General features: G+C 56.2%; 26 protein-coding genes. 12 read left to right on the plus strand and 14 right to left on the minus strand.

Going from position 1 to position 24,544, the window contains the following annotated elements:
• The first annotated feature begins 9 nt into the window (after nucleotides 1-9).
• From tagF to HZZ01_RS06230, 5 genes are read left to right on the plus strand one after another with little or no spacing between them, the layout of a single operon-like run.
• Nucleotides 10-708: a type VI secretion system-associated protein TagF gene (gene tagF, locus HZZ01_RS06210; protein ID WP_179895941.1), complete on the plus strand. Its 699-nt coding sequence runs from the start codon at nucleotides 10-12 to the stop codon at nucleotides 706-708.
• 36 nt (nucleotides 709-744) lie between these two features.
• Entirely contained in the window at nucleotides 745-1,881 is a 1,137-nt protein-coding gene (gene tagH, locus HZZ01_RS06215; protein ID WP_179895942.1) for a type VI secretion system-associated FHA domain protein TagH, read from the plus strand.
• Nucleotides 1,878-2,654, plus strand: a complete 777-nt coding sequence (locus tag HZZ01_RS06220) for a PP2C family serine/threonine-protein phosphatase (protein ID WP_179895943.1) — start codon at nucleotides 1,878-1,880, stop codon at nucleotides 2,652-2,654. Before tagH ends, HZZ01_RS06220 begins: the two co-directional genes overlap by 4 nt.
• A gap of 14 nt (nucleotides 2,655-2,668) precedes the next feature.
• A complete protein-coding gene (locus HZZ01_RS06225) occupies nucleotides 2,669-3,622 on the plus strand; it encodes a hypothetical protein (RefSeq protein WP_179895944.1) in 954 nt (317 codons plus the stop codon).
• Between the two features lie 44 nt (nucleotides 3,623-3,666).
• The gene (locus HZZ01_RS06230; RefSeq protein ID WP_179895945.1) at nucleotides 3,667-5,094 is read left to right on the plus strand and encodes a serine/threonine-protein kinase; all 1,428 of its coding nucleotides are present in this window, start codon (nucleotides 3,667-3,669) and stop codon (nucleotides 5,092-5,094) included.
• Between the two features lie 70 nt (nucleotides 5,095-5,164).
• Here HZZ01_RS06230 and HZZ01_RS06235 read toward each other — a convergent pair whose 3' ends face one another.
• Both HZZ01_RS06235 and chaB read right to left on the minus strand, forming a co-directional pair.
• A complete protein-coding gene (locus HZZ01_RS06235) occupies nucleotides 5,165-5,839 on the minus strand; it encodes a gamma-glutamylcyclotransferase (protein ID WP_179895946.1) in 675 nt (224 codons plus the stop codon).
• Between the two features lie 226 nt (nucleotides 5,840-6,065).
• Nucleotides 6,066-6,296, minus strand: coding sequence for a putative cation transport regulator ChaB (chaB, locus tag HZZ01_RS06240; protein ID WP_179895947.1), 231 nt, complete (start codon nucleotides 6,294-6,296; stop codon nucleotides 6,066-6,068).
• Nucleotides 6,297-6,669: 373 nt separating this feature from the next.
• Between chaB and chaA the strand changes: the two genes are divergently transcribed.
• Nucleotides 6,670-7,761, plus strand: coding sequence for a sodium-potassium/proton antiporter ChaA (gene chaA / locus HZZ01_RS06245; RefSeq protein WP_179895948.1), 1,092 nt, complete (start codon nucleotides 6,670-6,672; stop codon nucleotides 7,759-7,761).
• A 60-nt stretch (nucleotides 7,762-7,821) separates the two neighbouring features.
• On the opposite strand, the gene kdsA is transcribed toward chaA, so the two are convergent.
• Genes kdsA through hemA form a run of 6 tightly spaced genes read right to left on the minus strand, consistent with a single transcriptional unit; the run spans nucleotide 7,822 to nucleotide 13,143 of the window.
• A complete protein-coding gene (gene kdsA, locus HZZ01_RS06250) occupies nucleotides 7,822-8,676 on the minus strand; it encodes a 3-deoxy-8-phosphooctulonate synthase (RefSeq protein ID WP_179895949.1) in 855 nt (284 codons plus the stop codon).
• A gap of 25 nt (nucleotides 8,677-8,701) precedes the next feature.
• Entirely contained in the window at nucleotides 8,702-9,511 is an 810-nt protein-coding gene (sirB1, locus tag HZZ01_RS06255) for an invasion regulator SirB1 (protein ID WP_179895950.1), read from the minus strand.
• A gap of 1 nt (nucleotide 9,512) precedes the next feature.
• Nucleotides 9,513-9,905, minus strand: coding sequence for a SirB2 family protein (locus tag HZZ01_RS06260; RefSeq protein WP_179897083.1), 393 nt, complete (start codon nucleotides 9,903-9,905; stop codon nucleotides 9,513-9,515).
• Between the two features lie 23 nt (nucleotides 9,906-9,928).
• Nucleotides 9,929-10,762: a peptide chain release factor N(5)-glutamine methyltransferase gene (prmC, locus tag HZZ01_RS06265; RefSeq protein ID WP_179895951.1), complete on the minus strand. Its 834-nt coding sequence runs from the start codon at nucleotides 10,760-10,762 to the stop codon at nucleotides 9,929-9,931.
• Nucleotides 10,762-11,844 (minus strand): peptide chain release factor 1, encoded by a 1,083-nt coding sequence (prfA, locus tag HZZ01_RS06270; protein WP_179895952.1) that lies wholly within the window; start codon nucleotides 11,842-11,844, stop codon nucleotides 10,762-10,764. Before prfA ends, prmC begins: the two co-directional genes overlap by 1 nt.
• A 42-nt stretch (nucleotides 11,845-11,886) precedes the next feature.
• On the minus strand, nucleotides 11,887-13,143 hold the full coding sequence (gene hemA / locus HZZ01_RS06275) for a glutamyl-tRNA reductase (protein ID WP_179895953.1): 1,257 nt from the start codon (nucleotides 13,141-13,143) through the stop codon (nucleotides 11,887-11,889).
• Between the two features lie 216 nt (nucleotides 13,144-13,359).
• On the opposite strand from hemA, the gene lolB reads away from it, so the two are divergent.
• The 4 genes from lolB to HZZ01_RS06295 all read left to right on the plus strand — a co-directional run bounded on the left by lolB (nucleotide 13,360) and on the right by HZZ01_RS06295 (nucleotide 17,286).
• Nucleotides 13,360-13,983 (plus strand): lipoprotein insertase outer membrane protein LolB, encoded by a 624-nt coding sequence (lolB, locus tag HZZ01_RS06280; protein ID WP_150015460.1) that lies wholly within the window; start codon nucleotides 13,360-13,362, stop codon nucleotides 13,981-13,983.
• Nucleotides 13,980-14,837, plus strand: coding sequence for a 4-(cytidine 5'-diphospho)-2-C-methyl-D-erythritol kinase (gene ispE / locus HZZ01_RS06285; protein WP_179895954.1), 858 nt, complete (start codon nucleotides 13,980-13,982; stop codon nucleotides 14,835-14,837). Before lolB ends, ispE begins: the two co-directional genes overlap by 4 nt.
• Before the next feature lie 136 nt (nucleotides 14,838-14,973).
• Nucleotides 14,974-15,921, plus strand: coding sequence for a ribose-phosphate diphosphokinase (prs, locus tag HZZ01_RS06290; RefSeq protein ID WP_003850825.1), 948 nt, complete (start codon nucleotides 14,974-14,976; stop codon nucleotides 15,919-15,921).
• Nucleotides 15,922-16,134: 213 nt separating this feature from the next.
• Complete coding sequence (locus HZZ01_RS06295) at nucleotides 16,135-17,286, plus strand: GGDEF domain-containing protein (RefSeq protein ID WP_179895955.1); 1,152 nt, start codon at nucleotides 16,135-16,137, stop codon at nucleotides 17,284-17,286.
• Here the strand turns inward: HZZ01_RS06295 and ychH are convergent.
• Nucleotides 17,283-17,558, minus strand: a complete 276-nt coding sequence (gene ychH, locus HZZ01_RS06300; protein WP_179895956.1) for a stress-induced protein YchH — start codon at nucleotides 17,556-17,558, stop codon at nucleotides 17,283-17,285. The two genes, HZZ01_RS06295 and ychH, sit on opposite strands and share 4 nt — an antisense overlap.
• Before the next feature lie 255 nt (nucleotides 17,559-17,813).
• On the opposite strand from ychH, the gene pth reads away from it, so the two are divergent.
• Together pth and ychF are read left to right on the plus strand one after the other, a co-directional pair.
• Complete coding sequence (pth, locus tag HZZ01_RS06305; protein WP_179895957.1) at nucleotides 17,814-18,401, plus strand: aminoacyl-tRNA hydrolase; 588 nt, start codon at nucleotides 17,814-17,816, stop codon at nucleotides 18,399-18,401.
• A gap of 108 nt (nucleotides 18,402-18,509) precedes the next feature.
• Entirely contained in the window at nucleotides 18,510-19,601 is a 1,092-nt protein-coding gene (gene ychF, locus HZZ01_RS06310; RefSeq protein WP_136197908.1) for a redox-regulated ATPase YchF, read from the plus strand.
• A gap of 159 nt (nucleotides 19,602-19,760) precedes the next feature.
• Here the strand turns inward: ychF and HZZ01_RS06315 are convergent, their stop codons facing one another.
• From HZZ01_RS06315 to HZZ01_RS06335, 5 genes are all read right to left on the minus strand, one after another.
• Entirely contained in the window at nucleotides 19,761-20,669 is a 909-nt protein-coding gene (locus HZZ01_RS06315; RefSeq protein ID WP_179895958.1) for a LysR family transcriptional regulator, read from the minus strand.
• A 129-nt stretch (nucleotides 20,670-20,798) separates the two neighbouring features.
• Nucleotides 20,799-21,620 carry a M55 family metallopeptidase gene (locus tag HZZ01_RS06320; RefSeq protein ID WP_179895959.1) on the minus strand — a complete coding sequence of 274 codons (822 nt, stop codon included), beginning with the start codon at nucleotides 21,618-21,620 and terminating at the stop codon, nucleotides 20,799-20,801.
• Complete coding sequence (locus HZZ01_RS06325) at nucleotides 21,617-22,660, minus strand: P1 family peptidase (RefSeq protein ID WP_179895960.1); 1,044 nt, start codon at nucleotides 22,658-22,660, stop codon at nucleotides 21,617-21,619. Before HZZ01_RS06325 ends, HZZ01_RS06320 begins: the two co-directional genes overlap by 4 nt.
• A gap of 2 nt (nucleotides 22,661-22,662) precedes the next feature.
• Nucleotides 22,663-23,547, minus strand: a complete 885-nt coding sequence (locus HZZ01_RS06330; protein WP_179895961.1) for an ABC transporter permease subunit — start codon at nucleotides 23,545-23,547, stop codon at nucleotides 22,663-22,665.
• Nucleotides 23,544-24,476 carry an ABC transporter permease gene (locus HZZ01_RS06335; protein ID WP_179895962.1) on the minus strand — a complete coding sequence of 311 codons (933 nt, stop codon included), beginning with the start codon at nucleotides 24,474-24,476 and terminating at the stop codon, nucleotides 23,544-23,546. The genes HZZ01_RS06330 and HZZ01_RS06335 overlap by 4 nt, the downstream gene beginning before the upstream one ends.
• Nucleotides 24,477-24,544: the final 68 nt, after the last annotated feature.

Here is a 24,544-nt window from a genome sequence, read left to right on the forward strand (position 1 = left end):
GAGGTGAACATGGCTGCTTACACGGCCCCCGGCTGGTATGGCAAGCTGCCGTCGACCGGTGATTTTCTGCACCATCGACTAAGCGAGCAACAGATTAGCCCGTGGAACCACTGGTTCCAGCAGGGATTAATGCACTGGCATCAGCAGGCCTGGTCCTACAGCGCGAACTTTCTTCACGCGCCGGTGTGGAATTTTGTCCTGCCGGTAACCGCGACCCGGCCACAGATACAGATGGGCTGTTTACTGCCCTCCTGCGACCGCGTCGGACGCGCCTGGCCGCTGCTGGCACTGCACAGCTTTCCGCTCAGGCAGTGGCATCCGGCCCAGCTGACCATCTCCGGCGACTGGTTTCAGGATCTGGGCGCAACACTGTTACGGGCCGTTCAGAACCCGCTCAACGGCGAGCAGTTAGAACAGCAGATTCAGGCATTACCTCCGCTGCTGGTGCCCGCCCGGAGGCCCTCTGCCATTATGGATGTGCTCGGCTTTCAGGATCTTCCCTGCACGCTGAGCTGGCATGAAGTGGCTGAACGTTTCGATCCTCAGCAGCATATGAGCTACTGGTGGAGTAACCGCAGCGATGGGTTTGTCCATGCGACCCACAAGCACAGCGGCAACCTTACCGCGCAGCTGTTTTCGTTACTGTTTAACCCGGCGGCAGGTTCACAGCCGGGACGTAATGGCCTCTATCCTCCGATGTTCGAATGAGGCCGGATGCGTTTGCCGTTTAATCTGGGATAACTCATGCAATTTACCATTGTGCAAAGCACTACGGATGTTCCGGTCAAAAGCGTGGCGTTTCAACCGCCTGGCGGCACGATTGGCCGCAGTCAGGACAACGACCTGGTGTTGCCAGATGAGACGCGTGCCATTTCGCGTCTGCAGGCACTGGTTCACCTGTCGCATGACGGAGAGTGCCGTCTGACCAATCAGGGCAGCGTGACGCCGGTAGAACATAACGGCATTTCCCTGGGTCGCGGCATGCAGGTGCTGCTGAAGCATGGCGATGCGTTGCGCATCGGCGACTATGCGCTGGAAGTGCGTGACCCCACCTGCAATAACGCCCGGACCGATCCCCTGGCCCTGTTCGCTGGCGACAGCGTCGAGCCTGCGAATCCACTGGGCATTCACGAACATCATGAGATTGATGAGCGACTGCTGGTCAATGAGGTTACCCCCACCCGCCACGAGCGCCACAACGATGCGCGGCTGGCGATCGACCCGCAGGACAATGCGCCGCGTCGGGCGCAGGTGTCACAGCCGATGGATCAGGATCGGCTGATCGCCGCGCTGCTGGACGGTATGGGACTGAGCAACGGCCACGCCACCCCGGTTGATGAAGAGCAGATGCGTATTACCGGCCGGATGCTGAGCCTCTTTTCTCAGGGCACCGTGGCGCTGCTCTCGTCGCGGTCCATTCTCAAGCGTGGCGTAAAAGCGGACATGACGATGATCCTGAACGAGGCCAATAACCCGTTCAAGATACTGCCCTCCGGCAAAACCGTGCTGATGCAGATGTATCAGAGTCAGATGCCCGGTTTTATGCCGCCGGAACAGGCGGTACGCGATGCGCTGGTCGATCTGCAGGCCCACCAGCTGGGCATGATTGCCGGTATTCGCGCCATTATCGCGGCGATGCTGCAATCTTTTAATCCGCAGCGGCTGGAAGAACAGGCGCGCGCCGATGGTCTGGTATCAAAGCTGCCCTTTTCCACCGCGAAGAAAGCGGCACTGTGGGACTACTTCATGCGTAATTACCAGCGTACCGCCGGAGAGATCGAAGACGATTTCCACACGCTGTTTGGCGAGGCCTTTCTGCACGCGTATGACATGGAAGTGAATCAGTATAAAGACTCTCAGACGCGGGTAGATGAAGCATGAAAATCGTTTTTGCCAGCCGCTGCCAGCAGGGGCTACGCGATGAGAATCAGGATCGCACCGGCGCTGAGCTGGATGAGCGTAAAGCCTGTTTTGTGGTCTGCGATGGCGTGGCCGGTTTGCCTGGCGGCGAGATGGCAGCACAGCTGGTGCGGGATACCCTGCTGAGCCAGATTCAGGCGCACGACGATTTTACGCCAGAAATGACGCGTCAGGCCATCGAACAGTGCCGCTTAGCGTTGCAGGCGGCACAGGGTAAAAATCCGAAATATTCACGCATGAGCACGACCCTGGCGGCGCTGTTTATTGACCGTCAGAAACAGCGTGCATGGTGGGCGCATGCTGGTGACAGCCGGGTTTACCACTTCCGCCGTGGCGTGCTTCATGAGGTGACCCGGGATCACAGTCTGGCCCAGCAACTCAAAGATGCGGGCTATGAAAATACCGGCATTAACAGTAATTTACTCTATAATGCGCTCGGCGCTGAACCGTCTCGTCTGGTGAGCTTTTCGCAGGAGATTGGGCTGGAAGATGGCGACGCATTTCTGGTCTGCACCGATGGCTTCTGGCTGAATCTGACCAGTGATGAAATGGAACAGGCGCTGCGTATGGTGAATGCCTGCGAAGAGTGGCTGGCTCTGATGGAACAGGCGGTAAGCCGCAACGTGAAGAAAGATAATCTCAGCGCACTGGCGGTCTGGATTGGTGAACCGGAAGAGGCAACATTGCTCTATTCACTGGCTGATTCGGCGCGCTTTCTGCCGCCTCGTTTTTGATTCCAAGGATCCTTATGAAACTGTGGTTGCCCGGCATCATCACTCTGCTGATTGCCTTTAACGCCCAGGCTGAAAATTATCGGGTGGTCTACTCCCCCAGCCTGGCGCTGGAGGTCTATATCGATAATGTGGTGAGCAAAGCGCCTGACGACTGGTGTAAAGAGACGCTGCCGTTGCGCATCGTCTCCGGTAAAAGTAAGGATTCGTCGGTGCTGACCACCTTTTTACCCCGCGTCGGCACCCTGCTTGCTAATCAGTGCGGATTACTGGACGAACTGCCCTGGCAGATGACCAACAAAGAGGGTGGCGTACTGGCCAGCGGCAGCGCCAGCAAGTTGCAGAACTGGCGCCCTATCGTGATGGCCGATGCCACAGCCAGCGCCAGTGACAGCAATGCCGCACCGCTTGACCTGTCACGGCCCGCCAACAGCACGCCGCTGCAACATTTTGATCTCCCCAGCGGCTGTCATTTCCGCACCGCCTGGGATGAGAATGCCCAGACCCTGTTTATCCCGGATGTCAGCAAGCAGCACTGCTCGCCTGACGGCTGGGCAGAAGGCAGGAGTGAACTGACACTGGCGACGCCAGAACATTCCACGCCCGTCGCGGTCACGTTCTATCAGGGCTATCCCATCGCCAATCTGGCGATCCCGGACAGCAAGCTGGAAGTCATCGCCGCGAATAATCAGCGCATGATTGTGACACGCCCGGATACGCCAGAGAGCTGGCTGGTGTTGCCCTTTGATGCCCGGCAACATGTCTGGCGCTTCAATGGTGCCCTGTTGATTAAAATGGATAAGAATGCGGCGCAGCAGGATGCTGACGCTGTGAAATCGCGAGTCGATACCTTGCGCAGCCAGTGGGCGCCCTATTTCATGCCACAGCAAAAAGTGAATGTGTTACTCATCGACACCCTGCACGCGGATTTGGCTGATCCTGCCATTGGTGCCTGGCGTAACATCAATTAATTACCGCGCAGCCTGACGATCAGGCCGTGTACAGAGAGTTCACTATGTCGGCAAATGATAATCCGAAAACTGTTCCCAATGCCCTGCCAGACGGCTACCGTTTCAATGAGTTTGAGATCAAGGAAGTGATCGGGGGCGGCGGCTTCGGCATCGTCTATCGCGCGTGGGATCACCAGTTAGAACGCACTATCGCTATTAAAGAGTATATGCCCGTATCGCTGGCTGTTCGTGCCCCGGATTTGACGCTGGAACTGCGCGGTGAGCGTTTCCAGAAGCTCTTTAATGCCGGGCTGAACAGCTTTATTCAGGAAGCGCGACTGCTGGCCCGCTTTAACCACCCGGGATTGCTGCACGTGCTGCGCTTCTGGGAGCAGAACGGCACGGCCTACATGGGCACGCTCTACTACAGCGGCATGACGCTGAAAGAGTGGCAGGTCACCAGCCCGGCGTCGATCTGTGAAGCCTGGATACGCCGCCTGTTGCCGCCACTGCTGGGTGCCATCAGCACCATTCATCAGGCTGGCTATCTGCATCGCGATATCTCTCTCGATAACATTCAGCTTCAGGAGAATCAGCTGCCGGTGCTGCTGGACTTCGGCTCGGCGCGAAAGGAGATCGGCAACCTTTCTGACGAAACGGAAATCATGCTGAAACCGGGCTTTGCGCCGATTGAGCAATACAGTGAAGAAGGTGAAGTTGAACAGGGCCCCTGGACCGATATCTACGCCCTTGGCGCGGTGCTGCATAGCCTGATTACCGGTAATCCCCCGCCAGTGAGCGTGGTGCGCTGCATTGAAGATAATTATCAGCCGCTGGTGGAACGCCAGCCTGAAGGTTATTCGCTGCCGCTGCTGCATGCTATTGACTGCGCGCTGGCGATGAAACCAGGCGATCGTCCGCAAACGATTGACGCCTTTGCGGCGCTGATCGATCTGCCGGTCAGTGATGTGGAAGCGGTAGTGAACAGCTTCCCGGTGCCGGGCGAACCGCCTGCTCTGCCAATAGAAGAGGGGCCCGAGACGGCTCCGCCTGTCGTGATGGCCATGAATCATGCCGCCGCGTCTGCTGAGCCGGTCACGCCACGCACCGTGCGCCGGCTGTCTCCTGGCCTGCTGGGCCTGGCAGCAGTGGCTATCGTGGCGGTCATCGTCACGGTCTGGCTGGCTAATCGCCACAGTACGACGCCGGAGGTGGTAAGTAATCGCTCAGCCATGACGCCTGCGCCCGCGTCGACTCCATCAGCCGCCGCCGTTCCGGCTGCGCTGGCGACGGTTTATCTTAAGCTCGAAAGCGGTGAAAGCGTATTGCTTAACGGACAGCCGGTCGAAGTGAAACCGGGCAGCAGCGGATTTGCCGCGCTGAATCTGGCAGCAGGACAATACAAAATCGACGTGAAGAATGGCAGCGAGACGCATACCCAATCCCTGACCATTGATAAGCCGGGCACCTGGCTGATTAATCCGGGTAAATAATCACGGGATCATAAAAGGGCGCGACAGTGTCGCGCCCTTTTCTATGCTGCTTTTAAGCGGCTGACCCGCCTCAGGCCTGCTTCAGAAAGGATTGCTGTAGGGTGCGCACCTGATGCGCCAGCCTGCTCAGACTCTCCTCCTCCATGCCGCGTCGGGTCAGTTCCTCTTCCAGCGCAAACAGATACTGCGCATTCGAACCCAGCGGGCCACTGGCCGCGGCGATAAGGGGTGCAATCGCCTCCGGGCAGGAGTCCGATTCATAGAGCGGATGACGCGGGTCCATAATAAAGGTCAGTGCAGTCACGCTGCGGCCATCCTCCAGTTGTAACTCACACCATGTCGGTAAATAACAGCCGGTGATCATCTCACGCTTCCAGAGCAGTGCCAGCTCTTCATGCAAACGCTCTTCCGGCAGGCGAAACGCCAGTCCGGTGGTGCGGCCACCCTGCTTCAGCGCCAGCATGCGGCCGGGATGCGTGGCGGTACCACGTCCGGCAATCAGCCGCAGGCAGAAAGCACGGTGCCAGCCCTCCAGCGAACCGGATGCAACTTCATCCGCCTCAAAAATCGGGTTCCACATCAGCGAGCCATATCCGAAGATCCATACCGGGCTGTGATCGGGACGGCAGGCCAGGGTGGCTGCCAGTGAGGCCGCGCGCTGCTCGCAACTCCAGAGTAGCGTCTCATCGATATCCCCGAACGACGTTTTACAATCCGCTTTTAATAGAAATTCCCGGGTAAGCAATGCGACCTCCTCAACGTCAACAGCGTCCTGCAGAATGGCTCCAGTAACATGATCTCCAAAACGGCACTGCGTTTCGTTCATTAAAATGACATTAATCTATTTATGCGCGGGGTGACAAGCGTGATTCTGGTCCCAGCTTAAAAAAAACCAGATAAACCCTATAGCGAAGACGAAAAAAAGGGCCAGATAATCCTGGCCCTTTGTCATGAACAGGCTAGCAGTGACATTATTTTTTAGGATGCCATTTATCATCATCGCCTTTTTCATACTCTTTTTTCACGGCTGACCAGGCGACTTTGTGCGCCACCTCTTCACGCGACTCATCGCCACGGCGATCTTCGGCCTTTTTATACTGATCCCACGCACTGTTAAATGCCTGCTGATAGATATCCTGCGCATGCGCGGGCAACACGTGTTTTACATTATCGGGTAAGTCGGTTCGTTTAGCGTAAGGCATACCTACTCCTCAGTTCAGGGACACCTGTTAAGCCTGGCGCAGCACAGAAAAAACACAAACAGTGATTTAACGACCATTCAGATTAAAAACATAAACCAGGTCATATAAGTTATAATGTTAAGTCATTTTTTTGACGATCAATGCAGATTTAGATGGATAATACACATTTGTTATCGGCTGATTAATATTGAAATATTTCAGATAACACAAGGTTAATTGCATTTCGATACTTTATAGAAATTAAGTAAAACCCAGTAAATTTTTCCCGTTCAGGCCGGTGAAAAGATAAACTGCGCCCTGCCCTAAAACTGATTATATTTCTAACAGCAGCACTCGCTGTGTCCGGATAATCATTAACCAGAGAGGATGGTGAATGCCTTCACATGAAAAAACACGTCACAAGGAATTCTCGCTGATACTTCCCCTTGTCACGCTGGGGATACTCTATTTTTTTGGTGCAAATACCTCATTTCCGATAGTCGTCGGTATCAACTTAGTGGCGCTGGTTGCCATTCTTAGCAGTGCCTTTAGCGTTGTCCGGCATGCAGACGTGCTGGCCCACCGGCTGGGCGAACCCTATGGCTCCCTGATTCTTAGCCTGTCCGTCGTCATTCTGGAAGTGAGCCTGATTTCGGCACTGATGGCGACCGGCGATGCCGCACCCGGCCTTATGCGCGATACGCTTTATTCGATTGTCATGATTGTGACCGGCGGGCTGGTCGGCTTTGCGCTGCTGCTGGGCGGTAATAAATTTGCGACGCAGTACGTTAATCTGGCGGGCGTGAAGCAATATCTGATCGCTATCTTTCCCCTCGCGATTCTGGTGCTGGTGTTTCCCAACGCGTTACCGGGCGGTAATTTCTCTGTCACCCAGGCACTGCTTATCGCAGCGATTTCAGCCGCAATGTATGGCGTTTTCCTGCTGATCCAGACCAAAACGCACCAGAGCCTGTTTGTTTATGAGCATGAAGATGAGAGTGACGACGGGGATCCGCATCATGGCAAACCTTCGGCGCACAGCAGCCTCTGGCACTCTATCTGGCTGATCGTGCATCTGATTGCGGTCATTGCCGTGACCAAAATGAACGCCAATACGCTGGAAAGTCTGTTGACGGACCTGAATGCACCGGCACAGTTCACCGGCTTCCTGGTCGCTCTGCTGATTCTCTCACCGGAAGGCCTGGGCGCGATTCGAGCCGTGCTGATGAACCAGGTTCAGCGCGCTATGAACCTGTTTTTTGGTTCGGTGCTGGCGACCATCTCCCTGACGGTACCGGCGGTAACCATTATCGCCACCCTGACCGGACAGGAGCTGATATTCGGTCTGGAGCCGCCACAGATGGTGATTATGATGGCGTCACTGATTCTCTGTCAGCTCTCCTTCTCGACCGGACGCACCAATGTACTCAACGGTGCCGCCCATCTGGCGTTGTTTATCGGGTATCTGATGACCATCATGCTGTAACGTCACTGGATTTCAGGCGAAAAAAAAGAGCGATTAATCGCTCTTTTTTTTGCAGCAAACTTATTTGCTGGTATCGAGTTCCGGGAAGCTTTTCACCAGATCGTCAATCGCCTTCATCTGTGCCAGGAACGGCTCCAGTTTATCCAGTGGCAACGCGGATGGGCCGTCACACAGGGCGTGTTCTGGATCCGGGTGCGCTTCGATAAACAGACCGGCAATACCGACGGCCATACCGGCTCTTGCCAGCTCAGCCACCTGCGCACGACGACCGCCTGATGCTGCGCCAAACGGATCGCGCGTCTGCAGCGCATGGGTCACATCGAAAATCACCGGGCTATTTTTGGTGACTTTCTTCATCACGTTAAAGCCGAGCATATCGACAACCAGATTGTCATAGCCAAAGTTGCTGCCGCGATCGCACAGGATAACCTGCTCATTGCCGCCTTCAGCGAACTTATCAACAATGTTGCCCATCTGACCCGGGCTGACGAACTGTGGCTTCTTAACGTTGATAACCGCGCCGGTTTTAGCCATCGCTTCCACCAGGTCAGTCTGTCGCGCCAGGAAGGCCGGCAGCTGGATCACATCAACCACTTCAGAAACCGGCTGAGCCTGTGATGCTTCATGAACATCGGTAATGATCTTCACGCCGAAAGCCTGCTTCAGCTCCTGGAAAATCTTCATCCCCTCTTCCAGGCCAGGGCCACGATAGGAGTGAATCGAGGAACGGTTCGCTTTATCAAACGACGCCTTAAACACGTAAGGAATACCGAGTTTAGTGGTGACGGTGACGTAGTGTTCGCAGATGCGCATTGCCAGGTCACGTGACTCCAGCACGTTCATCCCGCCAAACAGCACAAATGGCAGATCGTTTGCGACGTTGATATCGCCAATACTCACGACTTTCTGTGTCATGCCCTTTCCTTTTCAGTGGGTCCGCTTAGTGCAGCGTGACCTGTTTTTGTTCGATTGCGTGAATCTGAACTTTGATCATTTCGCTGACCGGGTCTTCAGGACACTGCTCAACGAAGTAAGTTAAATCATTCAGGGCGATATGTTCGCACTCCAGCTGCGCGTAGATCAAACCGCGATCGCGAATTTCATAGGGATCATCAGGATCGATACGCAACAGCACCTGACTGACGTTCAGCGCCAGTTCCATTTTCTGCTCTTCCATCAACGCCGCTTTCAGCGTATCGAGCATCTTGCGCATCACGGTGACGGTTTTCGCTTCGTCCAGGTCATCATCATACAGACGCGCGGTCGGGCTGATGTTGCCTTTGAGCCACACTTCCAGTGTGTGCCGATCAAGGGTTTCTCCGTTGAACGGGTTGATCATCCACTTATCGCCATCAATCCAGTCGGCACGCAGAATCAGCTGCGTCGGAAAGATCACCGGCATCAGCGGCAGTTCCAGCTCGGCGGCGATGTGCAGCAGGATAATGCCCAGTGACACGGCCGTGCCCTGACGTGTCTTCAGGACATTGTCGATCCACAGCGCATCAGAAAGTTTATAGACGCCGCTGGCGCCGCAAAATCCCCACTGGCGATAAAACAGCTCCAGCAGCTTTTCCAGCTGCATGTCAGCATCTTCAGAGTGACTCACATAGTCACGCGCTTCGGCGACTAACGCCGCAAGTTGCGTTTCCACCGACAACGCCGGGAAATCAGCGCGGATGGCAAGTGTGGCACCAATCACCGCTTCACACAGCGGTGTCTGGCTGAAATCTAATTGTTCGGTCGAGGTCATACTATCCCCATAACGGCATTTTGGTCAGCGCCAGCTTAATGATGGTCACCAGGGCGATTAACGCCACCAGAAAAGCGATCCAGCGGGTGCGATCAGTGCGTGGACGGCGACTCAATGCCACAAATCCTAAGGCGATGTAGATGATAACCGCTAAAAGCTTCTCCGTCAGCCAGCTTCCTTGCGGCGTGAAGGGATAGAAGTGAGTAATCATCACCAGCGAGACGCCGGTCACCAGTAACAGCGTGTCATTAACGTGCGGCAGAATGCGGACCCAGCGTTTCGTCATCATCGCCGATCCACAGCGCAGCCAGTAAAAGCGCAGCAGGAACAGTGTTACGGTCAGCACGACCGTTAAGATGTGCAGATTTTTAATCAGGGGATAAAAGACGAACATCATCAATCCTTTTTAAAGCGCTTTTATGAGGGGAACTGACCTAAGGTCACACGCGGATTGCCGCCGTAATCATTGACCGTTTCGACGGCGTGATAGCCATTTTGCCGCAACAAATCGGCCACCGCCTCACCCTGCTGCCAGCCATGCTCAAGCAGCAGCCAGCCTTCCGGCAGCAGCCATGCGGGCGCCTGCTCAATCAGCGTGCGCAGATCCGCCAGTCCCGCTTCATCGGCCACCAGCGCGCTACGGGGCTCGAAACGCACGTCACCCTGCGCCAAGTGACTGTCGCTGGCATCAATATAGGGTGGGTTGCTGACGATGAGGGTAAAGCGCTGCGGCGTGAGTGACTGGAACCAGTGACTGAGCAGAAAGGTAGTGTTGGTGAGACTGAGCTGCTGGGCATTGCTGCTCGCCAGCTCAACGGCGGCCTCGATGCGGTCCACGCCGGTCACATGACAGTCGGGCCGCTCGCTGGCCAGCGCCAGCGCAATCGCCCCGGTGCCGGTGCCCATATCCAGAATGGTCGAGGGTGCCGCGGGCAGGTGCGCCAGCGCCTGCTCGACCAGCAATTCGGTATCGGGCCGCGGGATCAGCGTGGCATCACTGACGCGCAAAGGCAGCGACCAGAACTCGCGTTCACCCACCAGATGGGCCACCGGCTCACCCCGGGCCCGGCGCGCCAGCAGGCTATCAAGCTGTTCGAGCTGCGCATCGCTGAGCACCGTTTCATCAAAGGCAATCAACCAGCTGCGCGATTTGCCGGTCACGAAACCTAACAGGATCTCTGCGTCACGCTTCGGACTGTCACCACCGCACAGCGTAGCGACCGCCTGTTTCAGCCAGTGACGAATATCCATTAATCCTGACCAGCCAGCGCCGCCAGCTGATCCGCCTGGTACTCCTGCACAATCGGCTCGATCAGGCTGTCGATTTTACCTTCCATCACTTCATCCAGACGGTAGATTGTCAGGTTGATACGGTGGTCGGTCACGCGGCCCTGCGGAAAGTTATAGGTACGGTTACGGTCAGAACGATCGCCACTGCCCAGCAGATTGCGACGGGTACTGGCTTCAGCGGCGTGACGGCGGGCCATCTCTGCCGCGTGAATACGCGAACCCAGCACCGCCAGTGCTTTGGCTTTGTTTTTATGCTGTGAACGCTCGTCCTGACACTCCACCACGATGCCGGTTGGCAGGTGAGTAATACGAATCGCGGAGTCGGTGGTGTTGACGTGCTGACCGCCTGCCCCGGATGAGCGGAAGGTATCAATCTTCAGGTCACCTGCGTTGATTTCTGGCAGTTCCGCTTCCGGGATTTCCGGCATCACGGCTACGGTACAGGCTGAGGTATGAATACGACCCTGCGATTCGGTCTCTGGTACACGCTGAACGCGGTGGCCGCCTGACTCAAACTTCAGGCGTCCATAGGCACCTTCGCCGGTTACGCGGGCAATGACTTCTTTGTAACCGCCATGCTCGCCTTCGTTGGCGCTGATAATCTCCACGCGCCAGCGACGCGCTTCGGCATAGCGGCTGTACATGCGGAACAGATCGCCGGCGAAGATCGCGGCTTCATCGCCGCCGGTTCCGGCGCGCACTTCGATAAAGCAGGCGCGCTCATCATCGGGATCTTTCGGCAGTAACAGAACCTGCAACTGCTGCTCCAGTACCTCACTCTTCTCACGCGCTTCCTGCAACTCTTCCTGTGCCATATCACGCATTTCAGGATCGTCGAGCATCTGCTGCGCCGTTTCGATATCTTCCTGCACCTGCTGCCAGTCGCGGAAGCAACGGGTCACGTCGGTCAGTTGCGCATATTCGCGTGACAGCGCACGGAAACGCTCCTGATCGGCGATGACGCCAGCATCGCCCAGCATCGCTTCCACTTCTTCGTGGCGCTCCTGCAGGGCTTCCAGTTTGGCAACTATAGAGGTTTTCATTTAAATGTGGGATTCCCGTAACAGGTGGCGACAGCGGTGTGCCTAATCGAGACCCAGGCTGTCGCGTAAAATCTGCAGGCGTTCATTATCGCCATCGCGGGCGGCCTGCTGAAGTGATTTGGTTGGAGCGTGTATTAAACGGTTGGTCAGCTTGTGCGCCAGTTCCTGCATGACTTTCTGCGGGTCGGCACCCTGTTGCAGCGCCTGCAGCGCACGGCCTTCCAGCTCAGCGCGGATCTCTTCCGCCTGAGAACGATATTCACGGATCGTATTCACCGCGCCCTGCGAGCGCAGCCACGCCATGAATTCACTGCTTTCCTGCACCACGATGCTTTCGGCCTGAACCGCGGCCGCTTTGCGCTGCGCCAGGTTCTGCTCGATGATCGCCTGCAGGTCATCCACGCTGTAGAGATAGGCGTTAGGCAGGTCGCCCACTTCCGGCTCTACGTCGCGCGGTACGGCAATATCCACCAGCAACATAGGTTTGTTGCGGCGCGCTTTCAGGGCGCGCTCCATCATCCCCTTGCCGATAATCGGCAGCGGACTGGAGGTTGACGAGATAATAATGTCGGCTTCTGCCAGACGGGCATCAATCTCCGCCAGCGTGATCACTTCGGCACCCACTTCCGCCGCCAGCGTTTCGGCGCGCTCGCGGGTTCGGTTAGCGATGATCAGATTTTTGACCTGATGTTCACGCAGATGACGCGCGACCAGCTCAATGGTTTCACCTGCGCCAACCAGTAGCACATTGACGGAGGAGAGAGATTCGAAGATTTGACGGGCCAGCGTACAGGCAGCAAACGCCACCGAGACCGCGTTGGCCCCGATATCGGTTTCCGTGCGCACGCGCTTGGCAACAGAGAAGGTTTTCTGGAACATGCGTTCCAGTTCACTGCTCAGCGCATGACCGCGTGAGGAATCAGCAAACGCTTTTTTCACCTGACCGAGGATCTGCGGTTCGCCCAGCACCAGTGAATCGAGTCCGCTGGCGACGCGCATCAGGTGGCTGACCGCCTCGTTATCCTGATGCCAGTACAGGCTGTTGCGTACATCCTCTTCATCCAGCTGATGATAATTGCATAACCAGCTCACCAGACGCGCCTGTAAGTCGGCCTGCTGCTCTACACTCAGGTAGAGTTCAGTCCGGTTACAGGTGGACAACACCACGCCGCTCTGCACCATTGGCTGTGATAACAGGCTGTTTAGCGCCTGCTCAAGCGTCTCCGGCCCGAACGAGACGCGTTCGCGCAGAGCAATGGGGGCTGTCTTGTGATTGATTCCGAGAGCGAGCAGCGTCATGGCGGTTTTGGTTGGGATGTCCCAATAATGTCAGGGTTTTGTGAGGCGCATTCTACAAGATGCGGCAGATCAAGAAAAGCCATACAAAGGCTATGACTGTAATAAGATTAACCCGATCGTGCTCAATTTGCTGCATAACAGCATTGACGGTTAAAACCGTGACGGTTAGCGTTATCCGTTACGAATAATAAATGTGTCCGAGGAGATGACCACTTGATGCTTAATTCACCACGCAATCTGTTGCGCCTTTTGCCCCTTGCCAGCGTCCTGCTGGCGGCCTGTAGCGTCAACAAACCGCAAGGCCCGGGCCCCAGCGTTACCGCGCCACAGTGGCAACAGCATCAGCAGGCGGTCTCAAAGGTCACGCACTATCAGACCCGCGGCGCCTTTGCCTACCTTTCTGACAAACAGAAAGTCTATGCCCGCTTTAACTGGCAGCAGACCGCGCCGGATCGCTATCGCCTGTTGCTGACTAACCCGCTGGGCAGCACCGAACTGCAGCTCGATGCGCAGGGCTCTGTGGTGCAGATTGTCGATAACAAAGGCAAGCGCTACGTCAGCAACGATGCGCAGAAGATGATTTCACAGCTGACTGGCATGAACATTCCGCTGGCCAACCTGCGTCAGTGGATGATGGGTCTGCCTGGCGATGCCACAGATTATCAGCTTAACGATAGCTATCAGCTGAGCAGCCTGAACTACAGCCGCGACGGCCAGAACTGGCAGGTTTCTATCGCAGGCTACGACAGCAAGGTCACCCCGCCGCTGCCCTCCAGCCTGGAGCTGAAAGAGGGTGATCAGCGGATTAAACTGCGTATGGACGGCTGGACCGTTCAATGATCACCCACTGGCCTGCCCCGGCAAAACTGAATCTTTTTCTCTACATCACCGGCCGTCGTCCCGACGGCTATCACAACCTGCAGACGCTGTTTCAGTTTCTGGATTACGGTGACCAGTTGCAGATTACCGTTGATGACAGCGATTCGATTCAGCTGTTAACGCCGGTGCCAGGCGTTGCCGATGCGGACAACCTGATTGTGCGTGCCGCGAACATGCTGAAGCAGGCGGCACAGGACAAAAAATGCCTGTCTGCTCGCGCAGGCGCGCAGATTGCCATCGAGAAACGCCTGCCTATGGGCGGCGGTCTCGGCGGCGGCTCCTCTGATGCCGCCACCGTGCTGGTGGCGCTGAATCACCTGTGGCAAACCGGCTTCACACCGGATGCGCTGGCGGCGATTGGCGTGAAGCTGGGTGCAGACGTACCGGTGTTCGTTCAGGGCTTCGCGGCCTTTGCGCAGGGAGTCGGTGAACAACTTCAGCCCGCAGAGCCCGAAGAAAAGTGGTATCTTGTCGCTCATCCCGGCGTGAACATCAGTACACCAGTGGTATTCAACGACCCCGAACTGACGCGTGATACCCCATCGCGCAGTTTATCGACGCTTTTAGCTGCACCCTTCACCAATGATTGTGAAGCAGTGGTAAGAAAACGTTTTCGTGAGGTTGATGAGCTTGTTTCCTGGCTGCTAGAATACGCGCCGTCACGCCTGACTGGCACGGGCGCTTGTGTGTTTGCTGAATTCGACACCGAGTCTGCTGCCCGTCAGGTGCTGGAGCTTGCCCCGAATGGGGTGCGCGGATTTGTAGCGCGGGGCGTAAATGTTTCGCCGCTACAGCGTGCCCTGCGAGGCGATTAGCAAATGCGTGACAGTGTCACCCCGTTCCAGACACTGCGCCTTTTGCATCAACACACCCGTGTGAACGAACATGACCGTACGCGCCGGTTACCGTCATGCCGTTCATTCTCTGGACGCAAAGCCTGAGGTTCTTCTCGTGCCTGATATGAAGCTATTTGCTGGTAACGCCACCCCGGAACTAGCACAACGTATTGCCAACCGCCTTTACACCAGCCTGGGAGACGCCGCAGTAGGCCGTTTCAGTGATGGTGAAGTGAGCGTACAGATTAACGAAAATGTACGCGGTGGTGATATTTTCATCATCCAGTCCACCTGTGCTCCCACCAATGATAATCTGATGGAACTGGTTGTGATGGTCGACGCGCTGCGTCGTGCTTCTGCTGGTCGTATTACCGCAGTCATTCCCTACTTTGGTTATGCCCGTCAGGATCGCCGCGTGCGTTCCGCGCGTGTGCCTATCACCGCTAAAGTAGTGGCAGACTTCCTTTCCAGCGTCGGAGTTGACCGTGTTCTTACGGTTGACCTGCACGCCGAGCAGATCCAGGGCTTCTTCGACGTCCCGGTTGATAACGTATTTGGCAGTCCGATCCTGCTGGAAGATATGATGCAGATCGGTCTGGAAAACCCGATTGTTGTTTCTCCCGATATTGGTGGCGTAGTACGTGCCCGTGCTATCGCTAAACTGCTGAACGACACCGATATGGCTATCATCGATAAACGCCGCCCTCGCGCGAACGTTTCTCAGGTGATGCATATCATTGGTGACGTTGCTGGCCGCGACTGCGTGCTGGTCGACGACATGATCGACACCGGCGGCACGCTGTGCAAAGCGGCTGAAGCGCTGAAAGAACGCGGTGCCAAGCGCGTGTTCGCTTACGCGACGCACCCGATCTTCTCCGGCAATGCGGTTGAAAACCTGCGTAAATCCGTCCTCGACCAGGTGATCGTCTGCGATACCATCCCACTCTCTGACGAGATTAAGTCACTGCCGAATGTGCGCACGCTGACCTTATCTGGCATGCTGGCCGAAGCAATTCGCCGCATCAGTAACGAAGAATCGATCTCGGCGATGTTCGAGCATTAATCTTCGCGGAACCGGGCCCTGTGCCCGGTTTTTTTATGTCTGCCAGTCGCCCGATTAACGCGCTTCTTTTTCTGAGATTTCCGCGATAAATTCCCCTGCAATCCCCTATTTTCAACGCCACTTACTCTTTTGCTAAAACGCTGCGTTCCCCGCTTCTGCCCGGTGCCATTAAGTGGTAATTTGCAACGCAATTTTCATCAGAACCCGGCCCTCATGAACCTCGATATTTATACCTTATTTATTTGCGAGCTTTATGTGCTGGGGTTTCTGAGCATCATTATGGTTTTTGCCTGGATTGGATCGCAGTATGACCGGGTTCTGGGTTTTACCTGCCTGTCACTGGTTTTTACCCTGATTTCCGTATTCTTGAGCAGCCTGCGCAGCAGTGGTCTGCATTTTCTGCCTGTTGCGGTGGGTAATGTGCTGGTGATGCTGGCGTATGGTGGATTGTTAAATGCGTTCCGACGCTTGTGCGGCAAACCCATCGGCATTCACTGGCTGTTGGGCGCTCTGCTCTGGGCACTCCTCTGTTGCTTTCCGGTGTTCTATTACAGCTTACCCAAACGGGTACTGGTGCTGTGCATCGCCTGTGTCGTCTATACCGCTGCGCTGATCCAACTGGTCTGGCTGGCACGTGACATGCTGAAAGCCACTTTCTGGCCTGCGCAGTTACTGTTGTGGATCCATCTGTTGTTTCATCTGGCACGCCTGTTTCTGGACCCGGCGATTCCCAGTGCGCAGCCCGGTGCGATTGGCGGCTCCAGCTTCTCGGTTTACGTCATCCTTGAGTCGATTCTGTTTGTCATCGGACTGACGTTTACTATTCTGGCCATGGTGAATGAACGGATGCAGGTCAGCTTAAAACATGCCTCCCTGCACGATCCGTTGACTAGCGTCTGGAATCGTCGTGCCCTGTTTAACGAAGCCGGGAAAATTGCGGCGCGTTGCCGCCGTCAGAACAAGCCCTACAGCGCGATACTCTTCGATCTTGATCATTTTAAAAGCATTAATGATCGGTATGGTCATCATCAGGGAGACCAGATTTTAATTCACTTTTGCAGCATTGTCAGAGAACTGATAGCGGCGGAGGGGCGCTTTGCGCGACTGGGTGGAGAAGAGTTTGCGGCGATAATTCCGGCAGGCGCAAAGGAAACGAGAGCCTGGTGTGAAGCGATCCGACTGGCGGTCTGCGCGTCACAACCCAATGCGATTACCTATTCAGTCAGCATTGGGTTTGCGACTGTGACCCACCACCAGCAGGACTTTGAAGATTTACTGGCACTGGCGGATGCGGCGCTCTACCACGCTAAGGCCAGCGGCCGGAACCGCACAGCGCAGCATCCGGTCACTGCCGTACTCAGTTAATGGTGTGAATTGGGCGTCCGCCGGCAGCGATTATCATAGCGACGATGCCAGTAATAACGATCTTCCACTTTTTCACGCCCACTAAGACCCGCCCCCACCAGCCACAGCAGCGCACCGATAAAGATGCCTAGCATCGCACCCTGCGCCAGAAGCTGCGGCATGTGGAGGGAGGGAAGCTGATTAATAATTGAAAAACCGACGCCCAGTACCATTGTGACTAATCCCAGTACCATCAAGCTGTTACCCGCTACGCGGCAGTGATGATGTTTCATGCTGCACCTCCATCCTTATGAGTCAATAACCGCACACAATGTTAAGTGCCATAAGTTTAGGCAATGGATAGAGGCAACGTTGCGGACTGGATCACACATCAGTCATAAAGAATCCGCTGGTCCTGATTGCAGTCTGTTGATTCAGATAGAAAATGATTAATCACGGTTCTGAACCATTTCAATGCTTCGGCTTTGTCATCCTGAGTGTGGCGAAGTAAACTAACGCCCTTTCGCGATAACAGCAGGATAATCATTGTGAGCAGCATTAAACTGATTGTGGGCCTTGCCAATCCGGGCGCTGAATATGCCGCCACGCGCCACAATGCGGGTGCCTGGTATCTGGATTTACTGGCTGAGCGCCACAATCAGTCACTGAAAGAGGAAGGCAAATTCTATGGCTACACTGCCCGCCTGGCGATAGCCGGAGAGGATGTGCGCCTGCTGGTCCCGACCACCTTTATGAACCTGAGCGGTAAAGCGGTGGCGGCGATGGCGACCTTTTATCGCATTACGCCGGAAGAAATTCTGGTGGCGCACGATGAACTTGATCTTCCCCCCGGCGTGGCGAAGTTCAAGCAAGGCGGCGGCCATGGCGGCCATAACGGGCTGAAAGACATCATCAGCAAACTCGGCAACAACAACAATTTCCATCGGCTGCGCATCGGTATCGGTCACCCCGGCGACCGCAACAAGGTGACGGGATTTGTGCTGGGCAAGCCGCCCGCCAGTGAGCAGAAGCTGATTGATGATGCCATTGATGAAGCGGCGCGCTGTACTGAACTGTGGCTCAAAGAGGATCGCATCAAGGCGATGAACCGGCTGCACGCCTTCAAGCCTGCTTAAACGCCCGAATCGTCGTGATTCCGTGTATAATGCGCGAAATTTTTCAATCCGTCTCCGACAGTCCGCCTTCTGGCTCACTGTCCATCCAGTTATAAAGGGTATCAAACCATGGGATTCAAATGCGGTATCGTGGGCCTGCCGAACGTCGGTAAATCCACTCTGTTTAACGCGCTGACTAAAGCGGGTATCGAAGCGGCTAACTTCCCCTTCTGCACCATTGAGCCAAACACCGGCGTGGTGCCGATGCCTGACCTGCGTCTCGACCAGCTTTCTGAGATTGTTAAGCCGCAGCGCGTGGTGCCGACTACCATGGAATTCGTCGATATCGCGGGTCTGGTCAAAGGCGCGTCTAAAGGTGAAGGCCTGGGCAACCAGTTCCTGACTAACATCCGCGAAACCGAAGCCATCGGCCACGTGGTGCGCTGCTTTGAAAACGACAACATCATCCACGTGGCGGGTAAAGTGAACCCGGCTGAAGATATTGATGTGATCAACACCGAGCTGGCGCTGTCCGATCTTGAAACCTGTGAACGTGCGATTCAGCGTGTGCAGAAAAAAGCCAAAGGCGGTGATAAAGATGCCAAGGCCGAGCTGGCTGCACTGGAGAAGTGCCTGCCGCATCTCTCTGAAGCGGGCATGCTGCGTTCACTGGATCTGGATGCAGACGACAAAGCGGCCATCCGCTATCTGAGCTTCCTGACCCTGAAACCAACGATGTACATTGCTAACGTCAATGAAGATGGTTTTGAGAACAACCCTTACCTGGATCAGGTGCGTGCTATTGCTGAAGCAGAAGGTTCAGTCGTGGTGCCCGTCTGCGCCGCCGTTGAGTCAGATATCGCCGAGCTGGAAGATGAAGACCGTGACGAGTTCATGGCCGAACTGGGACTGGAAGAGCCGGGCCTGAACCGCGTTATCCGCGCCGGTTACTCGCTGCTGAACCTGCAGACCTATTTCACCGCTGGCGTGAAAGAAGTGCGTGCATGGACTATTCCTGTTGGCGCGACAGCCCCACAGGCAGCCGGTAAAATCCACACCGACTTCGAGAAAGGTTTTATCCGCGCCCAGACCATCGCGTTTGATGACTTTATTGCCTATAAGGGCGAGCAAGGTGCGAAAGAAGCCGGCAAGATGCGTTCAGAAGGTAAAGAGTACATCGTGAAAGATGGCGATGTGATGAACTTCCTGTTCAACGTCTGATTTGCTGGTTGTCTCATCCGGTTTCATTAAGCCCATGAAATCTGGCAGACTCCCCAAAAATCCACGCCATGGCGTGGATTTTTCATTTTAACGCCGTATCAAGAGTGTCTGTCGGCACATTTCACCCATGCCGCAATCATGACCTGAAACGGCACCTGTTCAGCAACGGATAAACTGCGCTTCACACTGCCGGGCAATCTCCCACAGCCTGTTACGAATGACCTGCTTAAGTTGCAGAGTGGACTGCGACTGGGGCTGGTCACGGCGGCTGATCAGCATCACTTCAAACGGCAGGGGCTGCGCTATGGGCAGCAATTTTAACTGTTCGGCATAGCGGCAGGCGGTGAAGAGATCCACAATGCCCGTGCCGCCACCTGCCAGCACCATATCCGCAATGACCGAATAGGTTTTAATCGACAACGACACGGCAGGATTGAGTTTCTTATCGCGCAGCGCACGGTGAAGTACGCGTCCAAGCGGATCCTGCGCCTGCATCATCAGTAGATTATTGTTGCACAACCACGCCAGCGTAACAGGTTCATGCCGGGGATGAGTGAGGGGTAGCAGCGCCACCATGGAGGACTGGAACAGAGGCTCAGCCAGGAGATCCGCATCGACCTGCTGACCAAAGACCAGCGCGAAATCGAGCTGATTATCCAGAATCATCTGGCATAAGGTACTGAAGTGCTCGGTAACCAGTTCCACACTGACGGAGGCCATCTGTTGCCGCCAGGTGACCAGGGCGGGAGCCATTACCATCTGACCAAAAGCGTGAGCTGCTCCAACGCGAACTAATTGCCCTTCGCCACGCCGCAGCTGTTCGGTGAGCTGGGTAATGGATTGCAGACGCTGGCAGAGATCCTCTATTTCAGGCAGCAGACGTCGCCCTTCTGCCGTTACACTCATTCCCTGTAGCCGTCGCTCAAACAGCGCAAATCCCAGCTGCTGTTCAGCGTGATTCAGCACACGGCTGATATTCGGCTGCGACACATTCAGCAGGCGCGCCGCTGCGCTGATGCTGCCGGTCTGTACGATAGCCTGAAAGACCTCAATATGGCGGAGCCGCATGATGATTTACCCTGGATGGAATGGCGTACACGGAAGCTTCTCCGACAGGCTGCACCGGCGGAGGGAGAACAATCATTATCCTGCTGCAAAAACTGTACCGCAAACCGGTGCAGCTCCGGAATAATGTCGCTACGACTGCGTACTCGCCAGATAGGAGAATGCACTGAGTAAGCTGATTAACGTCTCCATCTTCTCCGCCTGATACGCCACGGTAACGGCATCCAGGCGCGTGACGCCGGGGATGAGACTGAACAGATCGGCCAGCACCGGTTTCGTGGCCTGAAGCTGCATAGCGTAAGGGGCTGTCAGCCGGGTTGTGCTCACCTGAGGGCGATGCTGCAGTGCGGCGCTTGCTGCGGCTGCGATCGCACGCTGGGCCGCTTCAGGGCTGATCGATTCCGCGCAGGTATGCGAAATGGCGCGTTTTACACAGACGTAATCGACCGCTGAGTAATGTTTCGCTATCCAGTTCTGTAACTGATCGTCGCCGGTGACCAGCAGCAATGGCGTGCCGTGTTCAGCCGCGGCGGCCGCATAAATATCGGTTTCGCCCATCACCAGACCATTGATATGGATACGCCAGAATGCCCGACCATTAATGGTATGCGCCAGGACGCCGGACTCACCTGCTGCGCTGTGAAATCCCACCAGAAATAGCCCGTCGAACGTCTGCTGTTCTATCCCCTCCACCATCGACAGGCAGCGGGGTTTTCCCTGCACCAGTCGGGCGCGGGGATCGATATTTTCCGCACGCAAATTGGTCATCTGCGCATGGCTGTCTGCAACCACCACTTCCGTTGCCCCGCCGGCGAAAGCGCCTTCAATCGCGGCATTCACCTCCTGCTCCATCAGACCACGGGCCAGCTGATGTTCCGGGTGGCCGGGTGTACATTGCTCCGGGCGCATGACTCCCGCGATACCTTCAATGTCGGCCGAAATAAAAATTTTCATGAGGTTAATCTATCCAGAATCTGAGTCAGTGAGGGGCGATGATGACCGCGAAAGCCGGTAACAGCCTCTGCGCTCAACAAGGCATCCAGTACAGCCTGTTCTGTTGCATCTGCCGCGGCAGCAAGCAGTGGCTCCAGCGAGTCGTCCGGTGGCGGCAGCGGTTGCGGTTGCGTTGAAAACGCCACCGCAATATCGCCCGAGCCATGGCCCCAGTAACTGCCCAGCCGTCCCAGACCGGCACCGGCTCGCTTCGCGATGCGCTTTAGCTGACGTGCGTCCAGCGGGGCATCCGTTGCCATGATGATGATGACAGAACCGGCATCACGCTGCGGCGTCTCACCGGCCAGCAGCGGCGCAATCATCCCGCCGGCCCGGACGCCATCGAGCGTTAATGCCTCCAGCGCGCCGAAATTGGCCAGTACCAGCACGCCAAGCGTGGCGTTGAGTGAAGGAATAACCCGTGAGGCGGTTCCGATGCCCCCTTTCAGGCTGAAACAGCTCATCCCACGTCCTGCGCCGACGCTGCCACGCGAGAAGTCGGCGGAGGCCGTCAGCAGCGCCGCCTTAGCCATCTCCTCACTGATGGCCAGCGCCTGGATATCATTCAGCCAGCCGTCGTTGCACTCCAGCACCAGCGGGTTGACCGTGGGCAACGTTCGTCCCAGTTCGGGGTTACGACGAATGGCATCCCGCACCAGCGCGGTAAACAGCGTGCCAACCGCCAGCGTGTTACTGAGCAGAATCGGCGTCTGAAGCACGCCAAGTTCCTCTATCTGAACCAGTCCGACGGGTTTCGCAAAGCCGTTCAGCACTTCAGCCCCACACGGCAGCGGCGTGAGAAACAGATTGTCGCCCGGCGGTACGACGGCGGTGACGCCAGTCTGCTTTTCGCCTTCATTCAGTGTGTAGTGTCCGACACGCACGCCCGCAACATCGCTGATGCGATTAGTGGGTCCGCAGGCGCTTCGCGGCTGCCCAAGCTGACGCAGGTCACGCCAGCGATCCAGCAGCAGGTCACGCTGCAATTGTTGATAATCCATCGTCAGCCCTTGAGTTTGGGATCGAGCGTGTCACGCAACGCGTCGCCAAGCAGATTGAATGCCAGCACGGTGATAAAGATCGCCAGCCCAGGAAATACGCTCATGTGCCAGGATCCGGCCATCATCATGCTGCGACTCATCGCCAGAATATTGCCCCATTCCGGCACGTCCGGTTCCGGACCCAGTCCGATAAAACTCAGGCCCGCCGCGGTCAGAATACTGGTACCAATGCGCATGGTGAAGTAGACAATCACGCTGGAGAGCGTGCCGGGCAGAATATGCCGCAGAATAATCACGCGGTCTGGCGCACCGGCACAGCGAACGGCTTCAACATAGGCCGCCTGCTTCAGAGAGAGCGTCGACGCCCGCACGATGCGGGCAAATACCGGCACACTGAATACCGCGACCGCGATAATGACATTGTTCAGGCCCGTCCCCAGCAGCGCCACCACCGCAATGGCCAGCAACATGCCGGGAAACGCGAATAAGACGTCGGCACCGCGCATGATCAACATATCAACCCAACCGCCGTAATAGCCCGCCAGTAATCCGAGCATGACTCCGACCAGCATACCGATCGTCACCGACAGCACGCCGATATAGAGCGAGATACGCGCGCCATAGATAATGCGACTGAGCAGGTCGCGCCCCAGTTCGTCGGTCCCCATCCAGTGTGCCGCCGTTGGCGGTGACGATAACGCCATCCAGTCCGGCGCCATAGGATCCCAGGGCGCCAGCCAGGGCGCAAAGACCGCCACCACAATCAATAACAGCACAAAGCCACCTGAGACCAGTGCCAGCGGGTTACGCACAAAGGCATGCAGGAAATCACACCACGGCGAACGAATAATCTGAGGCGGGTTGTCAGTCAGCGATTGACTACTCATTTCGGCTCCTGTCGCAGACGAATGGCCGGATTGACCACCGCGTAAAGCAGATCGACCAGCAGATTAATCACAATAAATTCAAACACGAACAGCATCACCAGCGCCTGAATTACCGGCTGATCCTGCGCTTTGATCGACTCTATCAATAACCAGCCTAACCCTGGCCAGTTGAAAACACTCTCCACCACGATGGATCCGCCCAGCAGAAAACCGAACTGCAGACCCAGCATGGTAATCACCGGAATGAGCGCATTGCGCATCACATGTTTCCACGTCACCAGGCGGTTACGCAGCCCTTTGGCTTTGGCGGTACGCACGTAATCTTCCTGCGCCACCTCCAGGAAAGCCGAACGGGTAAAGCGCGCCATGACCGCCGCCACCGACGAACCCAGCGTAATGGCGGGCAGGACAATATCGCTGGCCTGGTTAAAGCCGCTGACCGAGAACAGCCCAAAAGGCATCGCGACGAACTGAATAAGCAACAGTCCCAGCCAGAAGGCGGGCATCGAAATGCCGGCTACCGCCACGCTCATCAGCGTCCAGTCCTGCCATCGTCCCCGTTTCAGGGCCGCCATCACGCCGAATAACAACCCGAGAATAACGGACCAGGTAAAACCCGCTAAGGCGAGCCACAGCGTCGGCATAAAGCCCTGTCGGATCACCTCCCGCACCGGTTGCTGAGTGCGATAGGTGATGCCCAGATCGCCCTGTAACAGGCTGCCGATCCAGTGGAGATACTGCTGCGGCAGCGGATCGTTAAGCCCGAGATGCTGACGCGCCGCCTCGATGGCCTCGATGGGGGCATCCGGTCCGGCATAAGCGCGCGCCGGGTCGCCCGGCATGAGCTTGATAAAACCGAATACCAGCAACGAGACCACCAGCAAAACCGGGATCATCTCCAGTAATCGGCGAATGATGTATGCAAACATGCCATTCCCTCAAATGAGGTGTGACTGGCCTCCTCACGTCCCCGACCCGTTCAGGAGTGGTGACGAGA

The sequence above is a fragment of the Pantoea sp. WMus005 genome (genome assembly GCF_013415305.1).
Lineage (GTDB): Bacteria > Pseudomonadota > Gammaproteobacteria > Enterobacterales > Enterobacteriaceae > Pantoea > Pantoea rara.

Bases quoted from the DNA above. Each gene is read 5' to 3' on its own strand.
- hemA (WP_179895953.1), bottom strand. From the start codon at position 13,143: ATGACGCTGCTCGCTCTCGGAATCAATCACAAGACAGCCCCCATTGCT.
- HZZ01_RS06295 (WP_179895955.1), top strand. From the start codon at position 16,135: ATGAACCTCGATATTTATACCTTATTTATTTGCGAGCTTTATGTGCTG.
- chaA (WP_179895948.1), top strand. From the start codon at position 6,670: ATGCCTTCACATGAAAAAACACGTCACAAGGAATTCTCGCTGATACTT.
- ispE (WP_179895954.1), top strand. From the start codon at position 13,980: ATGATCACCCACTGGCCTGCCCCGGCAAAACTGAATCTTTTTCTCTAC.
- kdsA (WP_179895949.1), bottom strand. From the start codon at position 8,676: ATGACACAGAAAGTCGTGAGTATTGGCGATATCAACGTCGCAAACGAT.
- HZZ01_RS06315 (WP_179895958.1), bottom strand. From the start codon at position 20,669: ATGCGGCTCCGCCATATTGAGGTCTTTCAGGCTATCGTACAGACCGGC.
- tagF (WP_179895941.1), top strand. From the start codon at position 10: ATGGCTGCTTACACGGCCCCCGGCTGGTATGGCAAGCTGCCGTCGACC.
- ychH (WP_179895956.1), bottom strand. From the start codon at position 17,558: ATGAAACATCATCACTGCCGCGTAGCGGGTAACAGCTTGATGGTACTG.
- prfA (WP_179895952.1), bottom strand. From the start codon at position 11,844: ATGAAAACCTCTATAGTTGCCAAACTGGAAGCCCTGCAGGAGCGCCAC.
- HZZ01_RS06320 (WP_179895959.1), bottom strand. From the start codon at position 21,620: ATGAAAATTTTTATTTCGGCCGACATTGAAGGTATCGCGGGAGTCATG.
- prmC (WP_179895951.1), bottom strand. From the start codon at position 10,762: ATGGATATTCGTCACTGGCTGAAACAGGCGGTCGCTACGCTGTGCGGT.
- HZZ01_RS06225 (WP_179895944.1), top strand. From the start codon at position 2,669: ATGAAACTGTGGTTGCCCGGCATCATCACTCTGCTGATTGCCTTTAAC.
- HZZ01_RS06325 (WP_179895960.1), bottom strand. From the start codon at position 22,660: ATGGATTATCAACAATTGCAGCGTGACCTGCTGCTGGATCGCTGGCGT.
- chaB (WP_179895947.1), bottom strand. From the start codon at position 6,296: ATGCCTTACGCTAAACGAACCGACTTACCCGATAATGTAAAACACGTG.
- HZZ01_RS06230 (WP_179895945.1), top strand. From the start codon at position 3,667: ATGTCGGCAAATGATAATCCGAAAACTGTTCCCAATGCCCTGCCAGAC.
- lolB (WP_150015460.1), top strand. From the start codon at position 13,360: ATGCTTAATTCACCACGCAATCTGTTGCGCCTTTTGCCCCTTGCCAGC.
- HZZ01_RS06220 (WP_179895943.1), top strand. From the start codon at position 1,878: ATGAAAATCGTTTTTGCCAGCCGCTGCCAGCAGGGGCTACGCGATGAG.
- HZZ01_RS06335 (WP_179895962.1), bottom strand. From the start codon at position 24,476: ATGTTTGCATACATCATTCGCCGATTACTGGAGATGATCCCGGTTTTG.
- sirB1 (WP_179895950.1), bottom strand. From the start codon at position 9,511: ATGACCTCGACCGAACAATTAGATTTCAGCCAGACACCGCTGTGTGAA.
- HZZ01_RS06330 (WP_179895961.1), bottom strand. From the start codon at position 23,547: ATGAGTAGTCAATCGCTGACTGACAACCCGCCTCAGATTATTCGTTCG.
- HZZ01_RS06260 (WP_179897083.1), bottom strand. From the start codon at position 9,905: ATGTTCGTCTTTTATCCCCTGATTAAAAATCTGCACATCTTAACGGTC.
- tagH (WP_179895942.1), top strand. From the start codon at position 745: ATGCAATTTACCATTGTGCAAAGCACTACGGATGTTCCGGTCAAAAGC.
- ychF (WP_136197908.1), top strand. From the start codon at position 18,510: ATGGGATTCAAATGCGGTATCGTGGGCCTGCCGAACGTCGGTAAATCC.